Below are 12733 nucleotides of genomic sequence, written 5' to 3' on the forward strand. Positions count from 1 at the left end.
AGCGTAAGCGCTGCTCAGCCGGGAAAAGCCGTACCTAACCCATCCCTAGATGGTCTCTAACGATTCCTTAAATCACCGGAAGTCGCGCGACTTCGACTCCACCCGCAGATCCATCCGCTGCAGATATTCGGCGACGACGCTGACCGCGCCCTCGGCGTTCTGTACCCGGCCGCGGATCAGCAGGGCGGGCGCGCCCTGGGCGATGCGCCGGTAGCGGGTCCACAGGCCGACCGAGCAGACGACGTTCACCATCCCCGTCTCGTCCTCCAGGTTCAGGAAGGTGACCCCGCCGGCGGTCGCGGGCCGCTGCCGGTGGGTGACCGCCCCGCCGACCAGCACCCGGGAACCGTCGGGGACGTCGAGCAGGCCGGCCGCCGGGACGACGCCGAGCGCATCCAGTTGCGGTCGCAGGAATTCGGTGGGATAGCTGCCCGGCGAGACACCGGTGGCCCACACGTCGGCGGCGGCGAGTTCCAGTTCGGTCATGCCGGGCAGTGCGGGCGCCGCGGTGGCGGCGCCGGTGCCGGGCAGGCGATCCGGGCGCTCCCCCGCCGCGGCCCCGGCGGCCCAGAGGGCCTCGCGGCGGGTGATGCCGAGGCTGCCGAGCGCGCCCGCCGTTGCCAGCGCCTCGGCCTGCGCGACGGTGAGCTCCACCCGTCCGGTGAGCTCGAGGAAGGAGGTATATGGTCCGGATTCCCTTGCGGCGACTATCTTTTCGGCGAGCTCAGGCCCGATATGCCGGATCGCGGCCAGCCCGAGTCTGACCTCGGCGCCGTGCCGCTCCAATGTCGCGTCGGCGAGGCTGGCGTTGATATCCGGTCCGTGCACCGCGACCCCGTGCCTGCGGGCGTCGGCGACCAGTGACTGCGGCGAGTAGAAACCCATCGGCTGTGCCCGTAACAGACCGGCGCAGAACGCCGCTGGGTGATGCAGTTTGAACCAGGCCGAATAGAACACGATCGAGGCGAAGCTCTGTGAATGACTTTCCGGGAAACCGAAATTCGCGAACGCGTAGAGCTTCTCGTATATGCGGTCGGCGAGTTCGCCGGTGATGCCGTGCCGCTCCCGCATGCCTTGGTAGAGCCGGTCTTTCAATCGTTCCATGCGTTCGGGCGAGCGTTTGGAGCCCATCGCGCGGCGCAGTTGGTCGGCCTCGGCGGCGGTGAAACCGGCGACGTCGACGGCCATCTGCATGAGTTGCTCCTGGAACAGCGGCACGCCGTAGGTGCGGTCGAGTGAATTCTTCAGGGCGGGATGGTCGTGTTCCCATTTCTCTTTCCCGTTGCGCCGCCGGATATATGGGTGCACCGAACCGCCCTGGATGGGTCCGGGCCGGATCAGCGCCACCTCCACCACCAGGTCGTAGAACTCGCGGGGTTTCAGCCGGGGCAGCGTCGCCATCTGCGCCCGCGATTCGACCTGGAAAACGCCCACCGAGTCGGCGCGGGAGAGCATTTCGTAGACGGCGGCCTCCTGGAGATCGAGCTTGTGCAGTTCGACCGTCTTCCCTTCGTGCTCGCGCACCAGGTCGATCATGTAGTGCAGCGCGGAGAGCATGCCGAGGCCGAGCAGGTCGAATTTCACCAGATCTATTGCGGCGCAATCATCTTTATCCCACTGCAGCACGCTGCGGCCGGGCATGCGGGCCCACTCGACCGGGCAGACATCGGCGATGGGCCGGTCGCAGATCACCATGCCGCCCGAGTGGATACCCAAATGCCTTGGCAGTCCTTCGATTTCGGCGGCAAGCTGAAGTACCTCGGCCGGGATGTCGGTGCCGGATTCGGCGCCGACGCCGGTCCAGCGGCTCACCTGCTTACTCCAAGCGTCCTGCTGCCCCGGTGAAAACCCCAGCGCCCGTGCGGCATCGCGGACCGCCGACTTACCGCGATAGGTGATCACATTGGCCACCTGTGCGGCGTGCTCCCGTCCATATTTGGCGTAGACGTGCTGGATCGCCTCCTCGCGGCGATCGGATTCGATATCGACATCGATATCCGGTGGCCCGTCGCGCTCCGGGGAGAGAAAGCGCTCGAAAAGCAGATTGGCGGCGACCGGATCGACATTGGTGATGCCGATGGCGTAGCAGACCGCCGAATTCGCCGCCGAACCCCGGCCCTGGCACAGGATGTTCTGCTCCCGGCAGAAGCTGACGATATCGTGCACCACCAGGAAATAGCCGGGGAAGTTCCGTTGTTCGATCACCGCGAGCTCGTGCTCGATCTGCCGATATGCCTTGGGATTTCGCTCGGGCGGGCCATAGCGGTCGGCCGCGCCCTTCATGGTGAGCGCACGCAGCCAAGATCTTTCGTCGTGCCCATCGGGCACCTCGAACGGCGGCAGCTCCGGCGCGATCAACTTCAGGTCGAAGGCGCACTCCTCGGCCAGGGTGACCGCGTTCGCGACCGCGCGCGGGCAGGCGGCGAACAGCCGGGCCATTTCCGCGCCGGAACGCAGATGCGCACCACCGGCGGGCGCCAGCCAGCCCGCGATATCGTCCAGGCTGCTCCTGGCCCGGATGGCGGCCAGCGCCATGGCCCTGCGGCGCTGCCTCGGCGCGGCGAAATGCGCTCCGGTGGTGGCGAGTACGGGCAATCCGAGACGATCGGCCAGCGCGATGAGGTGGGCGTTGCGCTCATCGTCCTCCGCGACGCCGTGGTGGGTGAGCTCGACGCTCACCCGGTCGGCGCCGAAACGCTCGATCAGGTCGCGCAGCGCCGCCTCGGCCCGGGGCAGGCGCGTCCGGCCTGCTGCCAGATCGCGTTGAAGTGCTTGGCGCACATGACCTTTCCGGCATCCGGTGAGGATGTGCCAGTGCCCGCCCGCCGCCGCGGTGAGCTCGTCGATGTCATAGCGGAGGATGCCCTTCTCGCCCGCGGCCATATGCGCGGCGGCGATCTCGCGGGAGAGCCTGCGATAGCCCTCCTGGCCGCGCGCGAGCACCAGCAGATGCGGGCCCGCCGGGTCGGGGGCGCCGGTGCGCGGCGCGGAATCCGGGGCCGTCGCATGGGCCCCGGAATTCCACTCACCCGACTGCTTGGCCGAACCCCTCACTCGCCCAAGCTCTTTCGGGTCGCCACCGGTGCCGAGCGAAAGCTCCGAACCGAATACCGTCGGCATCTTCCACTCCCTGGCCGCCTCGGCGAAGCGCACCGTTCCGTAGAAACCGTCGTGATCGGTGAGCGCGATCGCGGTCAATCCGAGCCGCACCGCCTCCTCGACCAGTTCCTCCGGCTGACTCGCCCCGTCGAGGAAGCTGTAGGCCGAATGCGCGTGCAGTTCGGCGTACGGCACAACGGGCCCGTCTGGCCGGGCCAGCCGTTCGGCGACGTATTCGCCCCGCTTGCGCGACCACGCCGGGCTGTCGCCGCCGTCGCCCGGATCGGCGCGGCCCGGCCGGCCCGACAGCACCCGCTCCATCTCCGACCAACTCGGCGGCCCGTTGCCCCAGCCCATCGCAGCCCCGGATCCTCAGCAGCGGCGGCCGAGCAGATCGGCGGGCAGCCGGTCGGTGGAGCCTGCGGCGAGCGCGGCCTCGACCCGGTCCAGCCGGGCCCGGATCAGCGCGCCGTAGGCGTCGTCGGCGAGCACGTCGAGATGGCCCCGCGCGATCGTCGATTGCATTCTGGCCATGTCGAATTCGCCGACGCGCCGGTGGCTGTCGGCCAGATTGAGGTAGAGCGCGGGCAGGAAGCCGCGCATACCCTCGTCGAGCGGGACGCCGGGGCCGAATACCGCGCCGAGCGCCCGCTGATCCCAGCGCAGCGCCACCTCGGCGGAGTCCTGCAGATTGGCGAGATGATGCGCGATCACGCAGCGCTGCAAGGGATCACCGCCGCGTTCGAGGTCGTCCCAGAGAGCCTGCAGCGCCCGGCGCGCCGCCTCCGGATCCTCACCGCCGAGCCGCACCGCGGCAAAGATGTCCGCCATCCGATCCTCCGCCATGGCGCAGAGTATCGCACATATGTTCGAGCGACACGAGAGGCTGGCGCGGCGAGCTCCCCGGGGGCGACACCCGATGACCCCCGAGGTGACGAAACGCACTTGGCGGGTAAACTTACTTCAGAGTAAGTTCGTGGTCGTTATCGACGCAAAGGAGCACCGATGGCCAACCCGTCACCCGGCCACCGCCCCCCATCGAATCGCTTCGCGATACCGGGACGTATCCGCCGCAATCGCGACCTGACCGGACGGCACGTGCTCATCACGGGCGCCTCCTCCGGCATCGGCCGGGCGGCCGCACTCGCCGTCGCGGACAAGGGCGCCATCGTCTTCCTGCTCGCGCGCCGGGCCGACGAGCTGAACGCCGTCGTCGAGGAGATCAGGGCCGCGGGCGGCGCCGCCTACGGCTACCAATGCGATGTCACCGACTCCGATTCCGTCGACGAGGTCGTCAAAACCGTTCTCGCCGAACATGATCACGTCGACATGCTGGTGAACAACGCGGGCCGGTCCATCCGGCGCGCCATCCACCGCTCCACCGACCGGCTGCACGACTACGAGCGCACCATGGCGGTGAACTACTTCGGCGCACTGCGGCTTACGCTCGCGCTGCTGCCGCAGATGCGCGAACGCAAATTCGGCCACATCGTCAATATTTCCAGCGCCGGCGTGCAGGTGGCCACCCCACGCTTCTCCGCCTATCTGGCCAGCAAGGCGGCGCTGGACAAGTTCACCGAGGTGGCGGCGGTGGAGACGATGGCCGACGGCGTCACCTTCACCACCATCCACATGCCGCTGGTGCGCACCCCGATGATCACGCCGAGCGGCAAGCAGGGTCCGGCCGAATCCCCCGAATGGGCGGCGGCCACCATCGTGCGCGCGCTCATCGAGCGCCCCAAGCGCATCGATGTCCCGCTGGGCACCGTCGCCGAATACGGCGCGCTGCTCACACCCAAGCTGCGCGACCGCATCCTGCACCGGTACTACCGCGCCCTTCCCGATTCACCCGCAGCGAAGGGTGAAGTCGTCGAAGACGAGCCGGAACCCGTTGTCCACCAACCGAAGCCACGCACCCAGTCGCCCGCCGCACGGGCCGCGGGCACCGCGCTACGCCGTGCGGCCCGCTGGGTGCCCGGCACCCATTGGTGATCCGCCGCCCGACGGTGCGACAAAGGCCGCTGTCCCGCGAGTTGCCACCAGGTCCGCGCCGGATTCCGGCCGCCCGACATGAGCGCCCATGCGGACTGCCCCGACCACGCCCGCGAAGTAGTCCGATCGAACCCTCGGGCGAGCGGCCGCGAAATGCCCTGGCACAGCGGGAGTTACGGTAGCTCGCATACCTCGTCGACCATCAGGCCGGTAGCTGGTTTCGGAGCCGCGCCGCAGCTGGCCTGTCGTGGAGCATAGGCGACCATTCGCGCGACGACCCGCCAGCGCCTGCCATCGCGATGGGTCACGATCGCGGCTCCGGCGAAATCGGGATCCGCTGCGGGAGAATCGATTTCCGACCGCACCGTGAGGTCGGCGACGCCCGCCGGAACCCGTTCGCGCACCGCGACTTCGGCGAGCTGCTCGAGCGGCCGATAGCAGCTGCGCCCGCGTAGGCCACGCAGCGACACCGCGCCGCGATCGGCCGCGTCCACCAATTCCATTGCCGCGGCGGCGTCGACGCGCCCGTAGGTCAGGCCGGACGGCAGCAGCACCACCGCGGGCGCGAAGCGGTGCCCGCCGGTGTGCGAGCACTCCCAGACCCGATCCGGGAAATCGGCGGCCAGCGCGGCGGCGATCGGACGGCCGTAGCGCGCGCAGCACTGGTCGCGTTTGCCGTGCGCGCACACCAACACCAGCGGATCGGTAACGGGCACACCGATATTCGGCGGCGGACCGGCCACCGCATGCAGATCCAGATCGAGCAGCTGCTTCAGGTCGGTGATCTCCAAACGCTCGCACCAGGAACCCTCCGGCCCCGTGCTGGCGAGCAAAACCATTCTGGTACCGGTGAATTCGTTGCGCCCGGGGCGGCGGATCAGCGTCGGCCGCACCCGCGCCGCCTTGGTGCGCACCGCCAGTTCGGCGGTCAGCTCGGGGCCGAGCACCTCGTCACCGATCACATCGCGCCCCCAGGCGCCCGGCTGCTCGACGCACAGCCAGCCGGTGACCTGAGTCGCGGTGCCGGGCAACGGGATATCCACCGCGGCCGCCACCGAACACGGCATCCCCGCGAAACTCATGCCGAACTCTCCACTCACCCGGCCAGGAACGGCAGCACCGCGGCCTCGAATTCCCGGTGCCGGTCGCGATGGATGCTGTGGCCGCAGGTGAAGGCGGTGACCGAGCAGTCGGGAACGGCCTCGCACAGCACCGCCAACTTCTCCGGATCGACCATGCCACCCGGGCCACCGCGCAGCACCAGGGTGGGTGCGGTGATATCGGGCAGGCGATCCCACCACTCCGGATTGGGTTTGCGGAACTGCTCCAGCGCGGTCCCGGTCATCGACCGGTCGAAGGCCAGCACGGCGCGCGGGTGACGCAGCACGCTGGTCGCGGCGTGCCAGAGCTCGGGAACGGTCGGGAAACGGCGGGTCAGCGTCAGCTCCTCGACGCCGGAGCGCAGCGGCAGCGGACATTCCTCGATGACCAGCCTGCGCACCAGTTCGGGACGCTCCTGCGCCACGCACGAGACGGCGTAGCCGCCCAGCGAATGCCCGACCAGATCGACCGTGGACAGCTCCAGCCGGTCGCAGAGTTTGCGCAGGTCGGTGCCGAATTCCTCGAATCGGTAGGAATCGGTGTGCGCGCTGCGGCCGTGCCCGCGCAGATCCGGGACGATCACCCGCCGCCCCCGCTTGACGAGGGTGTGCGCGAACCGGTCCCAGGTGTATCCGTCCCCGCCCATGCCGTGCACCAGCAGCACCGGCGGCAGGTCGGCGGCATGGCGGTGCGCCGGGGCGGAATCGCGGTAAGCGATATGCACCCCGTCCAGCTCCACCCTGGCCGTTGTCAGATCCACGATCTTCGAGGGTACTTTGCCGGTCATGCCGGTTCGGGCAAGTTGTCACGCGGATCACTGCCGAGCGGCTTATTGGGTGGCATCGGGCGACGGGTTCACGAAAGACTCGGCGCATGCCGTCTTTCGCCGATTTCGACCGCCGCAATTACCCGATCGTCGACGTCGCCACCGGGTACGACGGGTGGGCGCCGACCTATGAGCAGACCGTCATGGACGAAATGGACCTGGCGCTGCTCGACCGCCTGCGCACCCCGGACTGGGCGGGCGTCGGGCGGGCCGCCGACCTCGGCTGCGGGACGGGGCGCACCGGGAGCTGGTTGCGCGGGCACGGCGTCGCGCACATCGACGGCATCGACGCGAGCGCGGGCATGCTGGCGCTGGCAAAGGAGCGCGGCATACACGAAACACTCACTCAGGCCGATGTTCGTGACACCGGATTATCGAGCGGCACATACGATCTGGTGATCGCTTCGCTGATCGACGAGCACCTGCCCGACCTGAAACCCTTCTACGCCGAGGCATTCCGGATCGCCGCGCCGGGCGGAAAATGCGTGATGGTCTGCTTCCATCCGCAATTCATCATGGTGACCGGGATGCCGACACACTACACCGCGCGCTCCGGCGAACCGGTCGCGATCAGCACCCACCTGCATCTGATCAGCGAACACCTCACCGCGGCAATGGATTCCGGCTGGACGCTGACCGAGATCGCGGAGAATGTCATCGACGAGAGCTGGTTGACGCGCAAGCCCAAGTGGGGTGAGCTGCTCGGCCAGCCCTTCAGCATGGCGTTGGTGTGGTCGCGACCGTAGCGGCCATCAGGCGTAAATGCCCTCCACATACCAGGAACCGCCGCGGTAGCTGAGCAGCAGGACGCGCATGTCGGCGGGTTCGGCCGCGAGTCGCACCTGCGCACGGGCGATGAACGCGTCGGCGGATTCCGGTGTCCACCAACGCTCGTCGACCGGCCACGGGCCCGCCCAACCGTCCAGGCGCCACTGTCTGCTGCCCCAGTGCAATCGGGCGGGCTCCGCGCTGAACAGTCCCCGCTCGGTGACGTGGACATCGGCGGTCGCCGCATCGACCAACCGGACCTGCGGGCGGTTCAACAGGATCACCGCGGGGGCGGGCTGCGGCAGTTGTCCCGGCCATGGCAGCGCCGGATCGGCGGCCGGGACCGGCTCGTCACCGAGTGCGACCATGGTGATGCGTTCGGCCGGGCCCCGCCCGCCGCTGAGCACGCCGAGCCGCACCGCCTCCCCGCCGAGCAGGCCCTGCACCCGGACCAACACCCGGCGGAACCGCTCCTCGGTCTCGCCGACACCGCCCCACAGGCCGAGCTGGAGCGCCCCGGCGGCCACCACCTCGACCGGCTCCAGCCGCAGCACGGTGATCGGTCCGGTGGGCCGGGCGCCCGTGCGGCGGGTGAGCCAACCATCCAACTGCCAGCGCACCCGATCGGCCGTGCCCGCCGGGGTCAGCGGTTCGGCGCATCGCCAGATACGTGAAAGCTCTTCGCCTGCCTCAGTTCTCGCGATCACCGCGAGGCGGGTGCAGGCCACCGACGCGGCGGACAGCCGCGCGTGCAGTTCGGTGGCGAGCAGCCGTCCGGCGAAGGCGGCCGTGTCGACCCGCTCGATGGGCGGATCGCAGGGGTATTCGACGGCCAGATCCGGCGGCACCGGGCGCGCGGACACCGGACGCTCCGGCAGCGCGCGGGCACAGCGGTGGGCCAGCACGGCATCGGCGCCGAAGCGCGACGCCACCTCGGCCGGGGTCAGCCGGGCGAAGTCGCCGATGCGGCGTAAACCCAAGCGGTCCAACAGATCCACCAGCTCGGCTCGCTCCGGCGCGGCCAGGCTCGGCTCCACCGCCAGCTCCCGGATCGGCAGCGGCGCAAGGTATTCGGCGCCACCGCCGGGCGGGACCAGCGCCGCCCGCCGGGCTGCGAGCACCGCAGTGGACAGCACGTCGGCGATGCCGATCTGCGCCTCGACCCCGACCGCGGCCACCGCGTCCACCAGCCGCTCCGCCGCGGCCGCCTCGGAACCGAAAAACCGTGCCGCACCGCGCGCGTTCAGGATCAGCAGCCCGGGACGCAGCACTTCGACTCCGGGCACCGTCGCGTCGACGGCCGCGACCACCGGTTCGAACAATCGCGCGTCCCGATCCGGATCCGCCTGTACCAGTAAGAGTTCCGGACATCGTGACTGCGCCTCGCGGCGGGTCAGCCCGATCCGGACCCCATCACCCCTTGCGATCGCCGAACATTCGATCACCCGATTCGCGGCGAGCACCGCCACCGGCCGCGTCGCGGGCACCTCGGCGACCGCGGCCGCCGCCACCGCGGCCCAGTCCTGGCACCACAGCGCCAGCACCCGCGCCGGACCCAGGGCCGAATCAACCCGTCGCGCCATACGCATGCACGACACCGGCCGATCGAACCGGACTTTCTGCGCCAAACCGGCGCGCGCACAATAAGATCGACGGCCGTGTACACCGACACCGACAACCAGCGGCGCCGTTCGGCGGGTCAACCCCGCCGCGGCGAACGCCATCACCTGGACCGCATCGCCGAAGCCAACCTGTACCGCCACGGCACAACTCCGGTCGCGACACAGCAACCCGAACCGAACAACCGCCGCCACCACCTGGAACATCTCGCGGAGGCCAACCCCGGCCGCCGCCGCCCGCGCGACCGCCGCTCACCGGCCTGAGCCCGGTATCGAAGCCCGGCCTGCCGCCGCGACCCGGCTCGACGCCCGGCAAGTAACCGATACCGGAGTTGTATCGGCTACGGCGACAACGCAATCGGGCCGCGACGGGTGGGACCGCGCTGCACTCAGGAGACGGCGGCATCGGTCGTCGCATCCGGAACCGAGGTGATCGCGTCCAGCCGTACCCATTCCACGCGACCGGCGTTGGGGCGCAGGTCGATTCGGCCACGACGGGGCGGGCCCGCCTTCCCGCGGGCCTCGACGTCGAGGCTGACCGAACGCAATCGCCCCGAGCCCGCGCCGAGTCCGCCGTAACCGGCGATGCGGGCGGTGAGCCGCAGCGCGGGATTGTCCCAGCGGCCGTCGGTGACCACCAGGGTCGCGCCCCTGCTGCGGGCGCGTGCGGCGATCACCTTGGCGCGGCTCGGCGGCACCGCGGCGCCGCCGAGCCCGAGCACGATCAGATCGATGCCGTCGAGCAACACGGCGGTCACCGCCACCGGATCCGGACCGGGATCGGCGACCACCGCGAGTCGCTCCAGCCGGGCCCCCATTTCCACCGCGGCGAGCAACCCGAGCCGGGGCACCCCGACCAGCGCGGCATACCCGCCGGTGCCGGTCACGGTAGCCAGCAACCCGGCGAGCAGTGAGCTCGCCCCGGTGTAGGAGACGACGGATCCACGCGCCAACCCGCCCATCGGCAACAATTCGGCAAGCGCGGCGGGCACGGGTAGCGGCTCCCGGCGCGGCCCATCCGCCGCCGGGGCCCCGGCAGCCGACGATTCGCCACGCCCGGGTATCGCCGCAATCCTGCCGCGCAGCTCATCCAGTGTCGGCTTGGGCAATTCCGCATCCGAACCCATCCCTACCACCTACTTCCCACGATGGACCGCAGGGCGAAGCACGCGGAGCCGCCCCACCGAAAGGGAAGCCAGCACCGATCCAGCTATCGATCCTTATCGAATATACGTTCGAGTTGACCTCAGTGAAAACCCACCCCCGGAATCCGTCAAGAGCACCCATAACAGGTATCCATGGAACATCCGACGCAACAGCTGATTTCGCACGGACATGGGTAACTTGTCGGGTACGGGCTAACCCGCCTGAGAGACCACCGTCGGCCGCCAACGGAAATCTCGCGGCACTTAGTCTGGCCTGAAGACTCGGAGAGGCGGGGGAGCTACTCTGCTCCCATGATCGATCGTCCCCGTCCCATCGTCGGCCCCGACTATCTGGTGGCCGGCCGCTACCGTCTGCAATCCAAGATCGGCGGTGGCGGTATGGGCGCGGTCTGGCTCGCGCACGACCGCCTACTCGATCGGGACGTCGCCATCAAGCAGGTGCTCTCCACGGCCGGGCTCGGCGAAGCCGAGGCGAACGAGATCCGCAACCGGATCATGCACGAGGGCCGGGTCGCCGCGAAGCTCTCACACGAACACGCCATCGCCGTCTACGACGTGGTGCTGGAGGCGGGTGAACCCTGGCTGGTGATGGAGCATCTGCCATCGCGCAGCATCGCGAAAGCGCTGGCGCTGGTGGACATTCTGCCGCCGATCGAGGTCGCCCAGATCGGTGCGCAGGTCGCCGACGCGCTGGCCGCCGCGCACGCCGCTGGCATCGTGCACCGCGACATCAAGCCGGGCAATATCCTGGTCGCCGACCGCGGCCCGGCCGTCGGCATGGCGAAGCTCAGCGACTTCGGCATCTCCAGCGGCGCGGGCGACGCCGACGAGGCCGACGGCGTCATCACCGGAACCCCCGCGTACCTACCCCCCGAGGTCGCCCGCGGCGCGCAACCGACCAGAGCCAGCGACGTATTCGCGCTCGGCGCAACGCTGTACACCGCGATCGAGGGTCAGCCGCCGTTCGGTCTCGAAGAGGATCCGGAAATCCTGGTCCAGCGCGCGGCGATGGCGCAGATCATTCCGCCGAGCCGCAGCGGCGTGCTCACCGCGGCACTGCTGCACATGATGGAGCCCGCACCGCAGCGCCGCCCGACCATGGCCGAGGCCAGAGACGAAATCCTCACCGCCGCTTTCGGTCCCGGCACCGGGCCGTACATTCTCGGTTCCCCGGTACGCACCGAGGACGGCACCATTCCGGCGTGGGCGGCCCGGAATTCGGCGCCGGGCCTGCGCAGCCCGCTCACCACACCGCTGCCCCGGCCGCACCGCAATCAGCAGGCCGGCCCCGCCACACCGCCGCAGCGCACCAAGCAGAAGGAACCGAGCAACGCGCCGCTGGCCATCGCCATCGGCCTGCTGATCGGCCTGATCATCATCATCGCGATCATCATCGCGCTGATGTGATGCGAAAGATCAACGCGGTCAATCGATCCGGCGTCGATGCGCCCATCTGGTGAGTGCGTTCCGATTGGACTGCTGGGTTTTCCGCAACACGTTGGAGGCGTGCGTCTCCACGGTCTTCACCGAGATGAACAGCGTTTCCGCGATCTCCCGGTAGGTGTAGCCGCGGGCGAGCAGCCGCAACACCTCCAGTTCGCGCGGGGTCAGCGAATCGAGTTCCGGATCCAGCGGCGGCTCCGGCGCCGGTGACCTGCCGGTGAACGAGTCGAGGACGAAACCGGCCAGCCGCGGACTGAACACCGCGTCCCCACCCGCGACGCGCCGAATGCCCTCGGCCAGTTCGGCGCCCGAGATGGTCTTGGTCACATAGCCCCGAGCGCCCGCCCGGATCACCGCGATCACATCCTCCGCGGCATCGGACACGCTCAGCGCCAGACAGACCGGGCCGTCGTCGATTCCGGACAGTACCGCGACGCCGCCGCCGTCCGGCATGTGCACGTCGAGCAGCACGACATCCGGTTTGGCCGTATTGATGCCCGCGATCGCCTCGGCGACTCCGCCCGCCTCGCCGACCACCTCCATATCGGTTTCCCGGCTCAATTCCGCCCGCACCCCGGAACGGAATACCGCGTGATCATCGACGAGAAAGACCCGCACGGTCGTTCCCCCGCCTCTCGGTGTCTCCTCACCGATCGCGGACGTCTCGCCGATTTCGTACCCGGCCCGCATATCCGGCCGAGTCTCGGGCGTATCCGACG

General features: G+C 69.4%; 11 protein-coding genes. 4 read left to right on the forward strand and 7 right to left on the reverse strand.

Annotation, left to right across the window (positions count from 1 at the left end; translation table 11 throughout):
• Positions 1 to 72: 72 nt before the first annotated feature.
• A complete protein-coding gene (locus LGY53_RS36640; protein WP_225731288.1) occupies positions 73 to 3456 on the reverse strand; it encodes an error-prone DNA polymerase in 3384 nt (1127 codons plus the stop codon).
• Between the two features lie 15 nt (positions 3457 to 3471).
• Entirely contained in the window at positions 3472 to 3945 is a 474-nt protein-coding gene (locus LGY53_RS36645) for a hypothetical protein (protein WP_225731289.1), read from the reverse strand.
• 159 nt (positions 3946 to 4104) lie between these two features.
• On the opposite strand from LGY53_RS36645, the gene LGY53_RS36650 reads away from it, so the two are divergent.
• A complete protein-coding gene (locus tag LGY53_RS36650; RefSeq protein WP_225731290.1) occupies positions 4105 to 5091 on the forward strand; it encodes an SDR family NAD(P)-dependent oxidoreductase in 987 nt (328 codons plus the stop codon).
• 173 nt (positions 5092 to 5264) lie between these two features.
• On the opposite strand, the gene LGY53_RS36655 is transcribed toward LGY53_RS36650, so the two are convergent.
• Together LGY53_RS36655 and LGY53_RS36660 are read right to left on the reverse strand one after the other, a co-directional pair.
• Positions 5265 to 6173, reverse strand: coding sequence for a sucrase ferredoxin (locus LGY53_RS36655; RefSeq protein WP_225731291.1), 909 nt, complete (start codon positions 6171 to 6173; stop codon positions 5265 to 5267).
• Between the two features lie 14 nt (positions 6174 to 6187).
• Positions 6188 to 6979: an alpha/beta fold hydrolase gene (locus LGY53_RS36660; RefSeq protein ID WP_225731292.1), complete on the reverse strand. Its 792-nt coding sequence runs from the start codon at positions 6977 to 6979 to the stop codon at positions 6188 to 6190.
• Positions 6980 to 7065: 86 nt separating this feature from the next.
• On the opposite strand from LGY53_RS36660, the gene LGY53_RS36665 reads away from it, so the two are divergent.
• Positions 7066 to 7764 carry a class I SAM-dependent methyltransferase gene (locus LGY53_RS36665; protein WP_225731293.1) on the forward strand — a complete coding sequence of 233 codons (699 nt, stop codon included), beginning with the start codon at positions 7066 to 7068 and terminating at the stop codon, positions 7762 to 7764.
• A 6-nt stretch (positions 7765 to 7770) separates the two neighbouring features.
• Here the strand turns inward: LGY53_RS36665 and LGY53_RS36670 are convergent, their stop codons facing one another.
• On the reverse strand, positions 7771 to 9375 hold the full coding sequence (locus LGY53_RS36670; RefSeq protein WP_225731294.1) for a DNA polymerase Y family protein: 1605 nt from the start codon (positions 9373 to 9375) through the stop codon (positions 7771 to 7773).
• A gap of 69 nt (positions 9376 to 9444) precedes the next feature.
• Here LGY53_RS36670 and LGY53_RS36675 point away from each other — a divergent pair, with 69 nt between their 5' ends.
• Positions 9445 to 9669 carry a hypothetical protein gene (locus LGY53_RS36675; RefSeq protein ID WP_225731295.1) on the forward strand — a complete coding sequence of 75 codons (225 nt, stop codon included), beginning with the start codon at positions 9445 to 9447 and terminating at the stop codon, positions 9667 to 9669.
• Between the two features lie 125 nt (positions 9670 to 9794).
• Here the strand turns inward: LGY53_RS36675 and LGY53_RS36680 are convergent, their stop codons facing one another.
• Complete coding sequence (locus LGY53_RS36680; RefSeq protein WP_225731296.1) at positions 9795 to 10532, reverse strand: hypothetical protein; 738 nt, start codon at positions 10530 to 10532, stop codon at positions 9795 to 9797.
• A gap of 330 nt (positions 10533 to 10862) precedes the next feature.
• On the opposite strand from LGY53_RS36680, the gene LGY53_RS36685 reads away from it, so the two are divergent.
• Positions 10863 to 11978, forward strand: coding sequence for a serine/threonine-protein kinase (locus LGY53_RS36685; RefSeq protein ID WP_225731297.1), 1116 nt, complete (start codon positions 10863 to 10865; stop codon positions 11976 to 11978).
• Between the two features lie 18 nt (positions 11979 to 11996).
• Here LGY53_RS36685 and LGY53_RS36690 read toward each other — a convergent pair whose 3' ends face one another.
• Positions 11997 to 12632 (reverse strand): response regulator transcription factor, encoded by a 636-nt coding sequence (locus tag LGY53_RS36690; protein WP_167479006.1) that lies wholly within the window; start codon positions 12630 to 12632, stop codon positions 11997 to 11999.
• Between the last annotated feature and the right edge of the window lie 101 nt (positions 12633 to 12733).

The sequence above is a fragment of the Nocardia sp. JCM 34519.1 genome, assembly GCF_020361265.1.
Lineage (GTDB): Bacteria > Actinomycetota > Actinomycetes > Mycobacteriales > Mycobacteriaceae > Nocardia > Nocardia arthritidis_A.